Source organism: Pikeienuella sp., from assembly GCF_046290545.1.
In the GTDB taxonomy this organism is placed as follows: Bacteria; Pseudomonadota; Alphaproteobacteria; order Rhodobacterales; family Rhodobacteraceae; genus Pikeienuella.
This window is the reverse complement of sequence record NZ_JBKAGV010000004.1, coordinates 49,742-66,668: the sequence shown is the minus strand read 5'-3', so window position 1 is coordinate 66,668 and position 16,927 is coordinate 49,742. Positions and strand designations below refer to the sequence as shown.

General features: G+C 68.5%; 15 protein-coding genes. 11 read left to right on the top strand and 4 right to left on the bottom strand.

All coding sequences use genetic code 11. From position 1 onward, the window contains the following. The first annotated feature begins 108 nt into the window (after positions 1-108). The 4 genes from ccoG to ccoS are packed head-to-tail and all read left to right on the top strand — an operon-like array spanning position 109 to position 4,361. On the top strand, positions 109-1,542 hold the full coding sequence (gene ccoG, locus ACE37J_RS01185; protein ID WP_409705750.1) for a cytochrome c oxidase accessory protein CcoG: 1,434 nt from the start codon (positions 109-111) through the stop codon (positions 1,540-1,542). A 1-nt stretch (position 1,543) separates the two neighbouring features. Continuing rightward, positions 1,544-2,017, top strand: coding sequence for a FixH family protein (locus tag ACE37J_RS01180; RefSeq protein ID WP_409705747.1), 474 nt, complete (start codon positions 1,544-1,546; stop codon positions 2,015-2,017). Beyond that, positions 2,014-4,179 (top strand): heavy metal translocating P-type ATPase, encoded by a 2,166-nt coding sequence (locus tag ACE37J_RS01175; protein ID WP_409705744.1) that lies wholly within the window; start codon positions 2,014-2,016, stop codon positions 4,177-4,179. Before ACE37J_RS01180 ends, ACE37J_RS01175 begins: the two co-directional genes overlap by 4 nt. Continuing rightward, entirely contained in the window at positions 4,179-4,361 is a 183-nt protein-coding gene (ccoS, locus tag ACE37J_RS01170; RefSeq protein WP_409705741.1) for a cbb3-type cytochrome oxidase assembly protein CcoS, read from the top strand. Before ACE37J_RS01175 ends, ccoS begins: the two co-directional genes overlap by 1 nt. On the opposite strand, the gene ACE37J_RS01165 is transcribed toward ccoS, so the two are convergent. Genes ACE37J_RS01165 through ACE37J_RS01150 form a run of 4 tightly spaced genes read right to left on the bottom strand, consistent with a single transcriptional unit; the run spans position 4,328 to position 9,521 of the window. Further along, positions 4,328-5,407, bottom strand: coding sequence for an AbrB family transcriptional regulator (locus ACE37J_RS01165; protein ID WP_409705738.1), 1,080 nt, complete (start codon positions 5,405-5,407; stop codon positions 4,328-4,330). The genes ccoS and ACE37J_RS01165 overlap by 34 nt on opposite strands. 22 nt (positions 5,408-5,429) lie before the next feature. Then, positions 5,430-7,589 carry a 3-hydroxyacyl-CoA dehydrogenase NAD-binding domain-containing protein gene (locus ACE37J_RS01160; RefSeq protein ID WP_409705735.1) on the bottom strand — a complete coding sequence of 720 codons (2,160 nt, stop codon included), beginning with the start codon at positions 7,587-7,589 and terminating at the stop codon, positions 5,430-5,432. A gap of 3 nt (positions 7,590-7,592) precedes the next feature. Next, the gene (locus ACE37J_RS01155) at positions 7,593-8,801 is read right to left on the bottom strand and encodes an acetyl-CoA C-acetyltransferase (RefSeq protein ID WP_409705732.1); all 1,209 of its coding nucleotides are present in this window, start codon (positions 8,799-8,801) and stop codon (positions 7,593-7,595) included. A 60-nt stretch (positions 8,802-8,861) separates the two neighbouring features. Beyond that, positions 8,862-9,521, bottom strand: a complete 660-nt coding sequence (locus ACE37J_RS01150; RefSeq protein WP_409705729.1) for a GntR family transcriptional regulator — start codon at positions 9,519-9,521, stop codon at positions 8,862-8,864. A 173-nt stretch (positions 9,522-9,694) separates the two neighbouring features. Between ACE37J_RS01150 and ACE37J_RS01145 the strand changes: the two genes are divergently transcribed. The 7 genes from ACE37J_RS01145 (at position 9,695) to ACE37J_RS01115 (ending at position 16,927) form a co-directional block, all read left to right on the top strand. Further along, positions 9,695-10,714: a TRAP transporter substrate-binding protein gene (locus tag ACE37J_RS01145; RefSeq protein WP_409705726.1), complete on the top strand. Its 1,020-nt coding sequence runs from the start codon at positions 9,695-9,697 to the stop codon at positions 10,712-10,714. Between the two features lie 74 nt (positions 10,715-10,788). Further along, positions 10,789-11,352, top strand: a complete 564-nt coding sequence (locus ACE37J_RS01140; RefSeq protein WP_409705723.1) for a TRAP transporter small permease subunit — start codon at positions 10,789-10,791, stop codon at positions 11,350-11,352. Positions 11,353-11,356: 4 nt separating this feature from the next. Then, positions 11,357-12,940 carry a TRAP transporter large permease subunit gene (locus tag ACE37J_RS01135; protein ID WP_409705720.1) on the top strand — a complete coding sequence of 528 codons (1,584 nt, stop codon included), beginning with the start codon at positions 11,357-11,359 and terminating at the stop codon, positions 12,938-12,940. A gap of 3 nt (positions 12,941-12,943) precedes the next feature. Beyond that, on the top strand, positions 12,944-14,038 hold the full coding sequence (locus ACE37J_RS01130; protein WP_409705717.1) for a mandelate racemase/muconate lactonizing enzyme family protein: 1,095 nt from the start codon (positions 12,944-12,946) through the stop codon (positions 14,036-14,038). After that, positions 14,038-14,919: a phytanoyl-CoA dioxygenase family protein gene (locus ACE37J_RS01125; protein WP_409705714.1), complete on the top strand. Its 882-nt coding sequence runs from the start codon at positions 14,038-14,040 to the stop codon at positions 14,917-14,919. Before ACE37J_RS01130 ends, ACE37J_RS01125 begins: the two co-directional genes overlap by 1 nt. Further along, positions 14,919-16,040 (top strand): NAD(P)/FAD-dependent oxidoreductase, encoded by a 1,122-nt coding sequence (locus tag ACE37J_RS01120; RefSeq protein ID WP_409705711.1) that lies wholly within the window; start codon positions 14,919-14,921, stop codon positions 16,038-16,040. Before ACE37J_RS01125 ends, ACE37J_RS01120 begins: the two co-directional genes overlap by 1 nt. After that, a complete protein-coding gene (locus tag ACE37J_RS01115; protein WP_409705708.1) occupies positions 16,037-16,927 on the top strand; it encodes an NAD(P)-dependent oxidoreductase in 891 nt (296 codons plus the stop codon). Before ACE37J_RS01120 ends, ACE37J_RS01115 begins: the two co-directional genes overlap by 4 nt.

Here is a 16,927-nt window from a genome sequence, read left to right as displayed (position 1 = left end):
GCCGCGCCGCCTCCCGCTCACGAAACCGTCACCGCCTCCGCTTGACCTCGATCAAGGCGCGGCGACCGCCCGCCAGACCATATGGCCGGGAACCCTGAAGGACCAAGCATGCCCGCCGACGCGAACGCCGCCCCGCCCAAACTCTACGCCGCGCGCGAGCCGATCTTCCCGAAACGGGTTTCGGGCTGGTTCCGCACGCTGAAATGGCGGCTGATGATCCTCACGCTAGGGATCTATTACCTCACGCCCTGGATCCGGTGGGACCGCGGGCCGGAGTTGCCGGACCAGGCGGTGCTGGTGGACCTCGCCGGGCGGCGGTTCTTCTTCTTCTGGATCGAGATCTGGCCGCACGAATTCTATTTCGTCGCCGGCCTCCTCATCATGGCGGGGCTGGGGCTCTTCCTCTTCACCTCCGCGCTCGGGCGGGTTTGGTGCGGCTACGCCTGCCCGCAGACGGTGTGGACCGATCTCTTCATTCTCGTCGAGCGCTGGGTGGAGGGGGACAGAAACGCCCGGATCCGGCTCCTCAAGCAGAAATACGACCTCCGCAAGCTCCGCCTGCGGCTGACGAAGTGGACGCTCTGGCTGCTGATCGGAATCGCAACCGGCGGCGCGTGGGTGTTCTACTTCGCCGACGCGCCGACGCTCGCCGTCGACCTCGCGACCGGTCAGGCGCATGTGATCGCCTACAGCTCCATTGCGCTGCTGACGGCGACGACCTTCGTCTTCGGCGGCTTCATGCGGGAGCAGATCTGCATCTACGCCTGCCCCTGGCCGCGCATTCAGGCGGCGATGATGGACGAGCAGACGCTGACTGTCGCTTATCGCGAATGGCGGGGGGAGCCGCGGGGCAAGCACATCAAGGCCGACGGCGCGGCGACACTCGGCGATTGCGTCGACTGCAACGCCTGTGTCGCCGTCTGCCCGACGGGGGTCGACATCCGCAAGGGTCAGCAGCTCGCCTGCATCACCTGCGCGCTCTGCATCGACGCCTGCGACGACATCATGCACAAGCTCGGCCGCGAGCGGGGGCTGATCGACTATCTCTCCCTCGCCGACGAGAAGCGGGAGCAGGCGGGCGGCCATGCCGTTCCGGCCTGGAAGCGCATCTTCCGGCCCCGCGTGCTGATCTACACGGCGGCCTGGAGCGCCGTGGGCCTCGGGCTGCTCTTCGCGCTTTTCATCCGCTCGGAAGTGGACCTGACCGTCGCCGCCATCCGCAACCCGGTGAACGTGACGCTTTCGGACGGCTCGGTGCGGAACGCCTATGACCTCCGGGTGCGCAACAAGCAGGGCGAGGCGGCGGAGTTCCGCGTCTCCATCGTGACGGAGGAGCCGCTGCGCCTCGCCATCGAGGGGACGGACGAGCGGCGCGTCTCCGTCGCCGCGGACGAGACGGGCCATGCGCGGGCCTATGTGATCGCGCAGCCAAGTGGACCGGCGGCGACAGGCGGGCGCTCGCCCCTCCGGTTCTGGATCGAGGATGTGGAGACGGGCGCCCGCGCCAGCGCGGATGTGAGCTTCGTCGGAAAGGGAGAGTGAGATGGCCGGGAACGCGAACACGGGCAAGCCGCTGACGGGGCGTTTCGTCTTCTTCTGCTTCGCGGGGGCCTTCGGCGCGATCCTCGCGGCGAACATCGCGCTCGCCGTCGCCGCGGTCGGCAGCTTCCCCGGCATCGAGGTGAAGAACGGCTATGTCGCCAGCCAGAGCTTCGAGCGGGAACGGGCGGCGCAGGTCGCGCTCGGCTGGTCGGCGAAGGCGGACTACGCCGACGGGCGGCTCGTCATCCGCGTGACGGACCGCATGGGGGACCCGGCGCCGCTGGCGGATTTCGCCCTCCGCATCGGGCGGCCGACGACGGAAGCCTTCGACGTGACGCCCGAGATCACCGAAACCGCGACGATGGAGAGCGCGGAGATCGAACTGGCGCCGGGTCTCTGGCGCCTCGACGTGAAGGCGACCGGGCGGGGCGGAGAGAGCTTCCGCCAGCATCTCGTGATCGAGGTGAAGGGATGACCGCCGCCTGCCCCGCTTGCGGCGGCGCCGCCTTCGCCCCGGCCCGCCCCGCCGCCGCGCGCGCCGGGGCTGATGCGCGGACGCTGATTCTCTCCCTCCCCGACATCCATTGCGCCGGCTGCATTGCGGGCGCGGAACGGGCGCTTTCCGCCGTCCCCGGCGTCGTCTCCGCCCGCGTGAACCTGACGCTGAAGCGCGCGACCGTGCGCGTGTCCGACGCGGTCGCGGCGGAGGCGCTGACCGACGCGCTCGCCCGCGCCGGGCACAGGGCGCTCGAACTCGACGCGGCGACGCTCGCCGGCACCGGCGACGACGAGACGGGCCGAGCGCTCCTCCTCGCCATCGGCGTTTCGGGCTTCGCGATGATGAACGTGATGCTCCTCTCCGTCTCCGTCTGGTCAGGGGCGGAGGCGGCGACGCGGGATTTCCTGCACTGGGTCTCCGCCGCCATCGCGCTGCCTGTCGTCGCCTTCGCCGGGCGCCCCTTCTTCGCCAGCGCCTGGGGCGCGCTCCGCGCGCGGCGGCTCAACATGGACGTGCCGATCTCCCTCTCGATCATTCTCGCCTCGGGCATGTCGCTCTTCGAGACATGGGCGGGCGGGCGGCACGCCTATTTCGACGCCGCGGTCGCGCTGACCTTCTTCCTGCTTCTCGGGCGCTATCTCGATCATCGCGCCCGCGCCGCCGCACGCTCCGCCGCGCGGGAGCTGACGGCGCTGGAAAGCCCGAAGGCGATCCGCCTCGCCGCGGGCGGGCGGGAGACTGTCGCGATCTCCGAGTTGCGGGTGGGCGACCTCGTCCAAGTCGCGCCCGGAATGCGCGCGCCGGTGGACGGGGTGCTCGCCGAGGGCGCCACCGACATGGATCGCTCCCACCTGACCGGCGAAACGGTCCCGGTGGCCGCCGGCCCCGGCGCGTCCGTCTCGGCCGGGGAGATGAACCTCACCGGCCCGGTGACGCTCCGCGCGACCGCGGTGGGGGAAGACACCTCGCTCAGGCGGATGGCGGAGCTCGTCGCAGCCGCGGAGCGCGGGCGCGGGGTCTATCAGACCCTGGCCGACCGGGCCGCGCGGTTCTATTCGCCGGGCGTCCACCTCCTCGCGCTCTCCGCCTTCGTCTTCTGGGTCTGGCATGCCGGCGACATGCGCTTCGCGCTCAATGTCTCGGTGGCGGTGCTCATCATCACCTGCCCCTGCGCGCTCGGCCTCGCAGCGCCAGCGGTGGCGACGGCGGCGGCCGGGCGGCTCTTCCGCCGCGGCATCCTCCTCAAGAGCGGCGATGCGCTGGAGCGGCTGGCGGAGGTCGATGTCGCCGTCTTTGACAAGACGGGGACGCTGACGACCGGGAGGCCCCGCCTCGCGACCGAAGCCGCGCCGCAGGTCCTCGCCGCCGCCGCGGGCCTGGCCCATGGCTCCGCACACCCCTATGCCCGCGCGCTTGCCGAGGCGGCGGAGGCGGCCGGGCTCTCGCCCGTGCCGGTTTCGGGCCTCGCCGAAAGGCCGGGCGCGGGCATGGAGGGGGAGATCGAAGGGGAGGCCGCGCGGCTCGGCTCCGCCGCCTTCACGGGCGCGCCGGATGACGGCGGCGCGGCGATCTGGCTCCGCCTTGGCGAAGCCGCGCCCTTCCGCTTCGGCTTTGCGGACGAGTTCCGGCCCGGCGCCGCCGCGCTCGTCGCCGCGCTGAAGGCGCGGGGAATCGGCACGCTCCTCCTCTCGGGCGACGGCGCCGAGGCGGTGGAGGCGGCGCGCGCCGCGCTCGGGATCGACCATGCCGAGGCGCGCGTCTCTCCGGCGGAGAAGCTCGAACGGCTCAACGCCCTCGCCGCCGCTGGGCGCAAGGCGCTGATGGTGGGGGACGGGCTGAACGATTCCGGCGCGCTCGCCGCCGCCCATGTCTCGGCCGCGCCGGGCTCGGGCCTGGACGCGGCGCGGGTGGCGGCTGACATGGTGCTGCTGAAAGCCGACCTTTCCGCCCTTGCGGGCGCGATGGAGACGGCCCGGTCCGCGCGGCGGCGCATCCTCGAGAATTTCGGCCTCGCCGCGGCCTACAACCTCGTCGCCGTGCCGATCGCGCTCGCCGGTTTCTGCACGCCGCTGATCGCGGCGCTGGCGATGTCGCTCTCCTCGATCACCGTTTCGCTCAATGCGCTGAGGCTTCGCTGATGGACATCCTCGTCTTTCTCATTCCCGTCTCGCTATCCCTAGGCGCGCTCGGGCTCCTCGCCTTCCTCTGGACGCTCCGCTCCGGCCAGTTCTCCGACCCGGAAGGCGACGCCGCCCGCATCCTGCTAGACGATGAGGATCTCGCGCCTCAGCCGCCCCGCCCTTCGACGAACCGTCGATAGAGCGCCGGCGTAACGCTCACCGTCAGCAGGATGCGGAGAATGTGGTGCGTTGTGACGAAGACGGGGTTCGCCCCGATCGTCAGCGCGACGAGGCTCATCTCGATCACCCCGCCCGGCGCGAAGGCCATGACGTAGACCTCCGGCCGCTCCCCCGTCAGCGGCGCGAGCATCGCCCCGAAGCCGAAGGCGAGGAGGAGCGCGCCCGAGGCGGTCAGCGCCGTCAGCCGCGCCGCGGCGATGAGGGCGGCGCGCGTGAGCCCCGCGAAGCGCGCGCCGAGCGAGGAGCCGATCACCACCTGAGCCGCGATCACCGCAAAGGCCGGCGGCTGCGCCTCGACCACCCCCGAGAGATGCGTCGCCCCGCTGAGGAGGATCGGGCCGATGATGTGCCCCGCGGGAATGCCGAGCCGCTTTCCCAGAGCCCAGCCGACCGCGCCCACCCCGATCAGCAGGGCATAGTCCTTTGCGTTCGCCGCGACATGCGCCGGGTCGAAGGTCACTCCCGCCGCGCTGCCGACCACCTCGCCCGTGACGACGAGAAAGCCGAGCGGCACCAGCGCGATGACGAACACGATCCGAAGGAAGTGGAGCGCCGAGATCGTCTTGACGTCGCCGCCCGCCGCCTCGCCGAGGATGATGCTTTCGATCAGCCCGCCCGGCGCGGCCCCGAACCATGAGGTCGGAACGTCATAGCCGCCGAACCGGCGCAACGCATGGTAGCCGAGCACCTGCGCGGCGATCGTGTAGACGAAGAGCGCGATCACGCCAGGCCACCAGTCCGGCAACCGCCCGAGCAGCTCCGGCGTGAACATGCCGCCAATCATTACGCCGATGATCACGACGAAGCTGTTCCGGAGCCATTCGGGAAAGCGGACCGGGTTGAGACGGCCGGGGAGCAGGAGGCACCAGAGCGCGTTCGCCGTGATCGCGCCCAGCATCCACGGCATCGGCGCGCCGATGAGCGTGAACACCCACCCCCCCGTCGCGCCGAGCGCGATGCACAAGAAGAGGCTCGCCGCCTCCCTCCCGGTCAGCAGCGCGGGCACGGCCCGGGGCTTCCGCTTCGGCTCACGCGGCGGCCGCCTCCGTCTCCCGCAGCTTCGCCAGCGCCTCGCGCGACACCGCAAAGCGCGGCCCGTGCCGCTCCGCCAGCTCCGCGGCGCGCGCGGCGAAGGCGTCGATCCCGATCCCGCGGATGAACTGGAGCGCGCCGCCCGTATGGGCCGGGAAGCCGATGGCGAAGATGCCGCCGAGATTGGCCTCGACCTCGGAGCGGATCACCCCCTCCTCAAAGCAGCGCAGCGTCTCGATGGCCTGGCGATAGAGCAGCCGGTCCTCCGCCTCCTGCATCTTGACCTCGCGGTTGCCCTCCCGGAACTGGTCCAGCCCCGGCCACAGCGTCTTCGTCCCGTCAGGGTGATAGTCGTAGAAGCCGCCGCCGTAATGCCGGCCGCCGCGCCCCATCTCCACCATCCGGTGCGCCACGGCCTTCGTATGCGAGCCGTCCGCCGGAAAGCCGTCCTTCACGCCCAGCCGCGCGTCGAGCGCGAGGTGCGTGTCGTGCACCTTCTTCGAAAGGACCATCGAGACTTCGTCATGCACGGCGAGCGGGCCCACCGGCATGCCGACGCGCCAGGCGGCGCGTTCGATGGCGACGGGGCTCATCCCGTCCATGAGCAGGGCTTGCCCCTCGTCGAGGTAAGTACCGAACACGCGCGAGGTGAAGAAGCCGCGGCTGTCGCTCACCACGATCGGCATGTAGCCGAGCTTCGTCACGTAGTCGTAGCCCTTCCGCAGCGTCTCGTCCGAGGTCGCCTCGCCCATGATGATCTCGACCACCTTCATCTTCTCGACGGGCGAGAAGAAATGGAGGCCGATGAAGCGTTCGGGCTCAGGGCAAGCCTTCGCGAGAAGGGAGATCGGCAGGGTGGAGGTGTTGGAGCCGTAGATCCCGCCGGGCGCAAGGCGCGGGAAGGTCTCCGCGATCACCCGCTCCTTCAGCGCGACATCCTCGAACACCGCCTCGACGATCAGGTCCACGCCCTCGAAGGCCGCGTCATCCGCCGTCGGCTCGATGAGGGAGAGGAGCGCGGCGCCCGCCTCCTCGCCCATGGCGCCCTTCTTCACGGCGGCGGCGGCGAGGCCGGCGGAATGCGCCTTGCCCTTTTCCGCCTTGGCCGGCTCCGTATCCTTGAGGATCGTCCGCATTCCGGCCGAGGCCTGCGCCCAGGCGATGCCCGCGCCCATCATGCCGGCGCCGAGGACGGCGACGGAGCCGGGCGCCCATCGCTCCCCCGCGGGCCGGGCCGAGCCCGCCTTGATCGCCTGCCGCCCGAAGAAGAAAGTGCGGATCGCGGCCTTGCATTCCTTCGTCACCATGAGCGCGACGAGGCCGCGGCTTTCCTGACGCAGGGCCGCCTCGAAGCCCATGCGCATCGAGTTCACCGCGATGTCGAGGATCTTCTCCGGCGCCGGCATGAGCCCGCGCGTTTTCTTCACCAGCATGGCGGAGGACGCCATGATCATCGGGCGGACGCGCGGATGCGTCGTGTCGCCGCCGGGGTAGCTGAACCCCTTCCGGTCCCACGGCTGCTGCGCGGCCGACGGGTTGGCCTTGATCCACGCCTTCGCAGCAGGAATGAGATACTCGCGGCTCGCCACGATCTCGTCGACGAGGCCGTAAGCCTTCGCCGCCGCCGGTTTCCAGGGCTTGCCTTCGAGGAGGACGGGCAGCGCCTTCTCCAGCCCGAGCAGGGCCGTCAGCCGCACCACGCCGCCCGCGCCCGGCAGAAGGCCGAGCGTCACTTCCGGCAGGCCGACAACCGCCGCCGGATCATCGACAACGATCCGCCGGTTGCAGGCGAGGCAAAGCTCGTAGCCGCCGCCAAGCGCCGCGCCGTTGATCGCCGCGACGACGGGAACGGGCAGGAGTTCGATCTCCCGATAGGGGCGCTTGTTCTCCTCGACATAGCGGAGCGTCTCCGCATCCGCCGTTTCCATCGAGCCGAGGAGGTTGAGGTCCCCGCCCGCGAAGAAGGTCTTCTTGGCGGAGGCGAAGACGACGCCCGTCAGCCCCTGCTCCGCCCGGAGCTTCGCCAGCGCCCAGTCCATCGACGGAAGATACTTCTCGTTCATTGTGTTGGCGGACTGGCCCGCCATGTCGAGCGTGACGGTGACGATCCCGTCCGCATCCTTCTCGTAGCGGATATGCTCGTGCGCGTCGCCCATCGCTCAGACCCTCTCGATGATCGAGGCGACGCCCATGCCGCCGCCGACGCACATGCAGATGAGCGCCCGCTTCAGCTTCCGCCTCTCCAGCTCGTCCAGCATGGTGGAGACGAGGCAGCCCCCCGTTGCGCCGAGCGGATGGCCCATCGCGATGGCGCCGCCGACGACGTTCAGCTTCTCGTCCGGCACGTTCAGGTCCTTCTGGAGGCGAAGTGCGACGGAGGCGAAGGCCTCGTTTATCTCGACAAGGTCGATGTCGTCCATCGTCAGCCCGGCCTTGGCCAGCGCCTTCAGCGAGGCGGGGCCGGGGCCGGTGAGCATGATGGTCGGGTCCGTCGCAGTCAGCGCGATGGCGAGGACGCGGCCGCGGGGCATGAGGCCAAGGTCCTTCCCGACCCGCTCGTTGCCGACCATGATGAGCGAAGCGCCGTCCACGATCCCGCTCGAATTGCCGGGGGTGTGGACATGATTGATCCGCTCGACCTCCGTGTACTTCGCGAGCGCAACCGCGTCGAAACCCATCGCGCCCGGCCCGGCGAAGGAGGGTTTCAGCGCCCCGAGCTTCTGCATGTCGGTGTCGGGCTTTATGAAATCGTCCTTGGCGAGGATGACGATCCCGTTCTCGTCGGTCACCGGCACCACCGAGCGGTCGAACCAGCCCGAGTCGCGGGCATGGGCCGCGCGCTTCTGGCTTTCCATCGCGAAGGCGTCCACATCGTCCCGGCTCCAGCCCTCGATCGTGGCGATGAGGTCGGCGCCGATCCCCTGCGGCACGAAGCCGGTGGCGATCGCCGTCTCCGGGTCCTCCGCGAAAGGGCCGCCGTCCGAGCCCATCGGCACGCGGGACATCGATTCGTAGCCGCCGGCGCAGACGAGATCCTCCCACCCGCTCGCGACCTTCGCGGCGGCGGTGTTGAACGTGTCGAGGCCTGAGGCGCAGAAGCGGTTGACCTGCGCGCCTGGCACGCTCTCGTCCCATCCCGCCTTCTGCAGCGCGATCTTCGGGAGGACGGAGCCCTGCTCCATCACCGGCATGACGCAGCCGAGCATCACGTCGTCCACCCGGCTCGTGTCGAGGTCGTGCCGCCGCTGCATCTCCTCCAGAAGAGTTGTGACGAGCCGGATCGGCTTCACCTCGTGGAGCGTCCCGTCCTGCTTGCCCTTGGAGCGGGGGGTGCGGATGGCGTCATATATGAAGGCGGCTTCGGTCATGGCTCTCTCCTCCTCGGCGTTTTGCGAGTTATAGGGCGCCCGCGGCGCGGCGGAAGCCCCTCAGCCGGCGCGGCCGGGGGTGACGCGGCGATAGGTGTCGAAATGGCGCCGGAGCGCGGCGGCGCAGCCCTCCGCGTCGCGCGCGAGCGCGGCGTTCAGGATGTCCGCATGTTCCTGAAGGAGTTCCGCGCCGCGAAAGCCGAGCTTCGGGTCGAGCGCGATCACGTGCTGCTTGAACTGGTCGAAGGCGAGCCGGTGCTGCGCCAGAAGCCGGGCCGACCCGCAGGCGGCGATCAGCGCCTCGTGAAAGACGCGATCAGAGGCGGACCAGAGTCGGAGCTGCGCCGCATCGAGCGATTCGCCCCGCATCCGCCTCTCGAGATGCGCGAGCCGGTGATGCGCCGCCGTCAGGTTCGCCTCCCATTCCATCCCGCCCCGCGCGATCGAGAGCCGTGCGCCCTCGGTCTCGATCAGGATGCGGAAATGCGCGATCTCCCAGATCACGTCGGGCCCGGTCCGCGCCGCGCGAAAGCCGCGCTGTGGCAGGCTCTCGATGAATCCCTCCGCCGCGAGGCGGATCAGCGCTTCGCGGATCGACGCCGCCGAAGCGGCGTAGCGCGGCGCGAGCCGCTGGGGCATGAGTTTCGTTCCAGGCGAGATGGCGCCGGCGACAATCTCATCCCGGAGCCGCGCATATACGGCGCCGGACAGTGCGGCCATGATGTTCCCCCCAGGCCTTCTTTTTCGCGCGAGCATAGGCCAGAATTTCGAAATTCGAAAGAATTTCGATATCGCCGTTGTGGGACCGATGCGACCTTGCTAGCCTCGCCCTCAAGCTGCGGCGAAAGAGCCGCGGCGCGAAAAAACCGTCAGCAATCCTCGGGGAGGACATGATGAAACTGAACGCATTCGCAGCCGGACTCGGCGCCGCCGCCGTCGCGGCGCTGCTCGCCGGAGCCGCCGCAGCGCAGCAGACGACGCTGCGCATCCAGACGCACTACGCGCCGGAAACCGTCTCCGGCAAGCTGGCGCAGCGCTTCGTGGACGACGTGCAGGTCATGTCGAACGGCGAGATCGCCATCGAGATGTTCTTCTCCTCCTCCGTGGTGAACTCGGTCGAAGGGTTCGACGCGGCGGCCACGGGCATTCTCGATTGCGAGATGCATGGCGGCGCCTACCAGACCGGCAAGAACCCCGCCTTCCAGTTCGTGGGCGACATCATGGGCGGCTATGACACGCCCTATCAGCAGCTCTCCTGGCTCTATCATGGCGGCGGCCTCGAAGCCGCGCAGGAGCTTTACAACAAGTTCGGCATGCAGCTGATCGGATGGTGGGTCTACGGCCAGGAATCGCTGGCCTCGACGAAGCCGATCCGCGGCGTCGCCGACCTGAAGGACTGGAAGTTCCGCTCGCCGCCGGGCCTCGAGACGAACATCTTCGCTTCGCTCGGCGCCAGCCCGATCGTGATGGACTTCACGGAGATCTTCACCGCGCTCGAATCCGGCATCATCGACGGGGCGGACGCCTCCGGCATCGCGAACAATGTCGGCCTCGGGCTCTATGACATCGCGAAGTACACCAACTTCCCCGGCTTCCACTCGATGCCCTCCGACCATCTTGCCTGCAACAAGGCGCGCTGGGACGGGATGCCCGAGCATCACCGCCGTATCATGGAGCGGGCGATGGAATCGCTCGCGCTCCAGACGGCGCTGACCTTCGAGAAGGCGAACAACGAGGCCGCGGCGAAGCTGCGCGCCGAGGGCGTCGAGGTCGCCGAATGGTCCGCCGAGGACCGCGCCGCATTCCGCGCCGCCGCCCTCGCGCAGTGGGAGCCCTTCGCGACGACGCCGGAGGCGAAGGCGCTGGTCGAGAGCCACATGGCCTATCTGCGGGTGCTTGGCCTCGTCGAGTGACGCGCATCGACTGAGTCTTGGGGCGGCCCTTCGCGGGGCCGCCCTCTTTCCCGTCTCTGAGCGCGGAGCCCTCCATGAAAGAGCACGAACGCACCGGCCCGGTCGACTACCTGACCTGGGGGTTCAGCCGCGTCTCCATGTGGGCGCCCGCCTTCCTTGTCGTCATCATGTTCTACGAAGTCTTCATGCGATATGTCTTCGCCAAGCCGACGATCTGGGTGAACGAGATGTCGCTCTGGGTCGCGGGCGGCATCTATCTGACGGCGGGGCTCTATTCACTGCAGCAGCGCAGCCATATCCGCATCACCATCATCTATGACTTGGCGCCGCGCCGCTTGCGGAAAGTCTTTGACCTGATGTCGCTCTTCTGCGTGCTCGTCTTCGCCTTCTGCGTGATCTGGGGCGGTTTCGGCGAAGCCTGGGCGAAACTGCTGAGATGGGAGACGTTCGGCACGGCCTGGGATCCGCCGATCCCGGCGACGATCAAGCCGCTGATCCTGATCACGCTGGCGATCGTGGCGATCCAGTCGATCTCGAACCTGATCTATGACTGGAACCGGGAAGAGACGCACGAAGTCGAGGACGAGGAAATCGCGGAACTCCGGGCGGCCGTCGGCGCCGAAGAGCCGAAGGCCTGAGCCGATGTTCGATATCGGCACGATCTCCCTCGTCGTCCTGATCGGCATGTTCGTGCTGCTTGCCATCGGCATGCCGCTCGGCCTCGCTTCGGGCTTCCTCGCCGTCGTCGTCATGGTGATGAAGTTCCCGCCGGACCTCCTTTTCGGCAATTTCGGCACCGGCCCGCTCAACATCCTCTCGCAGCGGCTCTATTCGATCACGACAAACTACGTCCTGATCTCGATACCGCTCTTCATATTCATGGCCGTCCTTCTGGAGCGAAGCGGCATCGCGCGGGACATGTATTCCTCGCTCTCCATGTGGATGTCCCGCACCCGTGGCGGCGTCGCGATGGTGACGGCGATCATGGCGGTCGTCATGGCGGCGATGTCCGGCATCATCGGCGGGGAGGTCGTGCTTCTCGGTCTCATCGCGCTGCCGCAGATGCTGCGGCTCGGCTACAACCAGAATCTCGCCATCGGCACGATCTGCGCGAGCGGTTCGCTCGGCACGATGATCCCGCCCTCGATCGTGCTCATCTTCTACGGACTCATCACCGAGACCTCGATCTCCGCGCTCTTCACCGCCGCCTTCCTGCCCGGCTTCATGCTGGCGGGGCTCTACATGTTCTACATCTATGTCCGCACCCGGTTGCGGCCGGAGGAGGCGCCGCTGCCGCCGCCCTCCCCGGACGACATGACCGGGGCGGAGAAGGCGCGCTACGGGACGGTGTTGATCTCGATGATGGTCGGCGCGCTCGCCGCCGCCATACTTCTCCGCATGGCGGTCGTCACCGCGACGGGCGCTTTCGACGAGACGACGCGGATGCTCGATCTGCGTACGGGCGTAACATGGGGCGCCATCCTCGCCCTCTGCGTCGGCTACATCTTCTTCTATCAGGGGGCGTCGGTCGCGAAGGGCGCGTGGGACCGGGGCAAGGGTCTCGTGTCGCCGCTCCTGATCGTTTTCGTCGTCCTCGGCTCGATCTATGGCGGCGTGACGGGGATCACCGAGGCGGCGGCGATGGGCTCCGTCGCTGTGCTCGTCCTCATCGTGCTGCGCGGCGAGTTCTCCTTCCGGCTCCTCCGCGAAGCCTCGATGCGGACCTTCAAGTCCACCGGGACGATCATCTGGGTGACCTTCGGAGCCACGGCGCTCGCGGGCGCCTATACCATCGCCGGCGGGCCGACCTATGTCGCGAACCTGATCCTCGGCCTCGAGATGGGGACGCTGGGCGTTCTCCTCTTCATGATGCTGATCTTCCTCTTCCTCGGCGCCTTCATGGACTGGACGGGGATCGTGCTGCTCGTCATGCCGGTCTTCCTCCCCATTGTGCTCAAGTTGCCGAAGGAAGAACTGGGCCTCTTCGGCGGGCTCGATTCGGTGACGATGGTGAAGGTCTGGTTCGGGATCCTCTTCTGCGTGAACATGCAGGTGAGCTTCCTCTCCCCGCCCTTCGGGCCGGCGGCCTTCTACCTCAAGTCGGTCTGCCCGCCGCACATCACGCTGCCGGACATCTTCAGGAGCTTCCTGCCCTTCATCGCGATGCAGCTGATCATCCTCGCGGTGATCCTCTTCTTCCCGCAGATCACCACGGTCTTCCTCTAGGCCATGCGGGCGATCATCAAGCGCATCGATTCAGGTCTCTACGAGATACCCCTCGCGGAGACCCTCACCGACTCGATGCACGGCGAGATGCGAGCCTTCGAGATAGTGACGGCGCGCGTGACGGATTCTGACGGCGCCGAGGGCGTCGGCTACACATTCACCTGCGGGCGGAACGGCGGCGCGATCCATGACATCCTTTCGCGCGAGATCGCCGAGATCGTCGCAGGAGAGGAAGCCGACCGGATGGAACATCTCTGGCGAAAGGTCTGGTGGGCGACGCATTATGGCGGGCGGGGCGGGCCGACAGTGCTCGCCCTTTCAGCCTTTGACATCGCCCTCTGGGATCTTGCGGCGAAGAAGGCCGGCGCGCCGCTCTGGCGGCATCTCGGAGGGCATGACCCGCAGGTGAAGTGCTATGCGGGCGGCATAGACCTCATGCTGAGCGCCGAGCAGCTGATCGCACAGACCGAGCGGAACCTTGCCCGCGGTTTCCGCGCCATCAAGATGAAGGTTGGGCGCGAGCGGCTCTCAGAAGACATCGCGAAGGTTGCCGCGATGAGGGCCTTTCTCGGCCCGGAATTCCCGCTGATGCTGGACGCGAACATGAAATGGACGGCGGACCAGGCGGTGCGCGCCGCCCGGGCCTTCGCGCCGCATGATCCCTTCTGGCTTGAGGAGCCCTGCGAGCCGGAGAACGTCGCGGGCCATGCGCGCGTCGTGCGCGAAGGCGGCGTTCCGGTGGCGACGGGCGAAAACCTCCGCACGCTCGCAGAGTTTCGCGCCTTCATCGCCGAAGGCGCCGTCACCTTTCCCGAGCCGGACGTGACGAATTGCGGCGGCGTGACTGTCTTCATGAAGATCGCAAAGCTGGCCGAGGCGTTCGGCCTGCCGGTCACGAGCCATGGCGCGCATGATTTCACCGTGCATCTTCTCGCCGCCGCTCCAAACGCGTCGTATCTTGAGGCGCACGGATTTGGTCTCGACCGCTTCATCGAGCACCCGATGGAGATCAGGGACGGTTTCGCGACGGCGCCTGAACGCCCCGGCCACGGCGTCATCTTCGATTGGCGGGGCCTCGAACCCTTGAGGAGAGCATGATGGAGGCGCTGAACGCAGAGCAGAAGGCCTTCTACGAGGCGAACGGCTATCTGATGCTCGAAAGCCGCGTGCCCCTGCCGGTCATCGAGGAAATCCGGGCGGAGATCGCCCGGTTCGAGGCCGAGGCCGCGGGGATGACGGGGTCGAACGACCGGCTCGACCTCGAGGACACCCACAAGCCGGACGCGCCGCGAGTCCGCCGCATCAAGCTGCCGCACACGATCTCCGAGCCGGTCGCCCGGCTGATGCGGTCGGACCATATCCTCGCCCCGGCGCGGGACCTGATCGGGCCTGACCTCCGGCTGCATACGACGAAGCTCAACATGAAGTCCGCCGGCTACGGCGCCGCGGTCGAATGGCACCAGGATTTCGCGTTCTACCCGCACACCAACGCGGACGTGCTGGCCATCGGCGTGCTGATCGACGATCTCGCGCCGGAGAACGGGCCGCTCATGGTCTTCCCGGGCTCGCACAAGGGGCCGATCCTCGACCATTTCGAAGACGGGCTCTTCGTCGGCGCGGTGGATCTTGCCAGGGAAGGACTGGACGTGAAGGACGCCGCCGTGCTGACCGGCCCGGCGGGCTCGATCTCCATCCATCACGGCCATGCGCTGCACGGCTCCGCCCTCAACCGTTCCTCCAAGGACCGGCGGATGCTCTTCTACGAGATGATGGCGGCGGACGCCTTCCCGATCATGGGCTCGGGCACGCCCTTCGGCTCGTTCGAGGAGTTCAACGCCCGGATGCTCTGCGGCCGTCCGACGGACCGGCCCCGGCTCGAGCCCGTCTCGGCGCGCATCCCGCTGCCGAAGCCGGCGAAGGCCGGCTCGATCTACGAAATCCAGTCGGGCCTGAAGGCGCGCGCCTTCGAGCGCGCCTGATGCGCGTCGCAATCGTCGGGCGGGGGCTGATGGGCTCCGCCGCCGCGCGGCATCTCGCGAAGGCGGGGCATGAGGTCGTCCTCGTCGGGCCGGACGAGCCGGCGGAAAAGCGCACGCATCGCGGCGTCTTCGCCTCCCATTACGACGAGGGGCGGATCACGCGGAAGAACGCGACGGACCCCTACTGGGCCGAAGTCTCCATCGCCTCGATCGCTCGCTATGCGGAGATCGAGGCGGAGAGCGGAATCGGCTTCTTCGAGGAGCGCGGCGCGATGATCGCCGGCGCGGAAGGCGGCCCGCTCATGCAGGCGGCGCGCGCGACGCAAAGGGCGCTCTCCATCGAATGCGAGGCGCTGGACCGCGCGGCGCTCCGCGCCCGCTTCCCGTTCTTCGCCTTTCCGGACGACTGGGCGGCGCTCTACGAGCCGACGGGCGCCGGCTGCATATCCGCGCGCCGCCTCGTTGCGGCGCAGACGGAGGCGGCGCGGCGGCGCGGGGCGGAGATCGTTGCGGAACCCGCCGTGGGGATCGAGGAGACAAAGGGCGGCGTCGCGGTCCGAACCGCCGCAGGGGTAGTCCACGCGGAGCGAGCCCTCGTCGCCTCCGGCATGATGACGGACCATGTCCTCGGGCGCGCGCCGAAGCTTTCGCTCAACGCCCGGACAGTCGCGCTCTTCGAGGTGACGGAGGCGGAGGCGCGGCGCCTCGCCGCCATGCCCTCCCTCGTCTTCCGCTGGAGCCGAAAGGGCGACCCCTATCTCCTTCCCCCCGTCCGCTATCCTGACGGCGCCTGGCGCGTGAAGCTCGGCGGCGACCCGGAGGATGTGAAGCTCACAAGCCCGGAGATGATCGGGGAGTGGTTCCGCTCCGGCGGGAACCCGGAGGTGCGCGACTTCCTTGAGGAGGCCTATCGCGAGCTCATGCCCGACATTCGCATCGAGCGCGTGACAATGGACGCCTGCGTGACGACCTGGACAGGGGACGGCTACCCCGAAATCGGCCGCCTCTCCCCCCGCATCGCTGTGGCGACGGGCGGCAACGGCGCCGGCGCGAAATGCTCGGACGAGCTGGGTCGGCGCGGTGCGCTGGCGCTTTTAGAAGAACTGGAGGATGCGACATGACCAAACCCGCCATAGGATTCATCGGCCTCGGCCTCATGGGCGGCGCGATGTGCCAGCGGATGCTGGACCTCGGCTATCCGCTCACCGTGCTCGGCAACCGTACCCGGACGGAGCTGGAGAAGGCGACGGCGCGCGGCGCGACGGAGGCGAAGAACGCCCGGGAGGTCGCCGCCGCTTCCGACATCGTCATGCTCTGCATGGACACCTCCGCCAATGTCGAGGCGCGGATGCGTGGCGCAGACGGCGTGATCGCCGGGCTGAAGCCCGGAACCGTGGTGATCGACTTCGGCACCTCGCTCCCCGACAGCACGTCGGCGCTCGGCGAGGAGGTCGCGGCGGCGGGCGGCGTCTATCTCGACGCGCCGATCTCCCGCACCCCGGCGCAGGCGCGGGACGGGATGATCAACCTGATGATCGGCGGCGATCAGGGCGCCTTCGCCAAGGTGCAACCGGTGCTGAAGGACCTCTCCGAGAACGCCTTCCATGTCGGCCCGCTCGGCGCCGGGCACCGGATCAAGCTCATCAACAACTTCTTCGCGATGACGACGGCGATGGCGATGTCCGAGGCCTTCGCTATGGCGGACAAGGTGGGCGTGCCGCGCGACAAGCTCTATCAGATCATGTCCGCCGGCCCGCTCCGCTCCGGCATGATGGACTGGATCAAGGCCGCCGCCATAGACGGCGACCCGACGAAGCTCGCCTTTGCGGTGAAGAACGCGAAGAAGGATGTGGGCTATTACGGCCAGATGGCGGAGGGGGCGGGCGCCGTCTCCCTCATGTCGGGCGCCGCGAAGCAGGTGCTCTCGCTCGGCGTCGCGGAGGGCTACGGCGAGAAGATGGTGCCGGAAATGCTCGGCTTCTTCGAGGCGCTCTACGCGGGGAAGTAG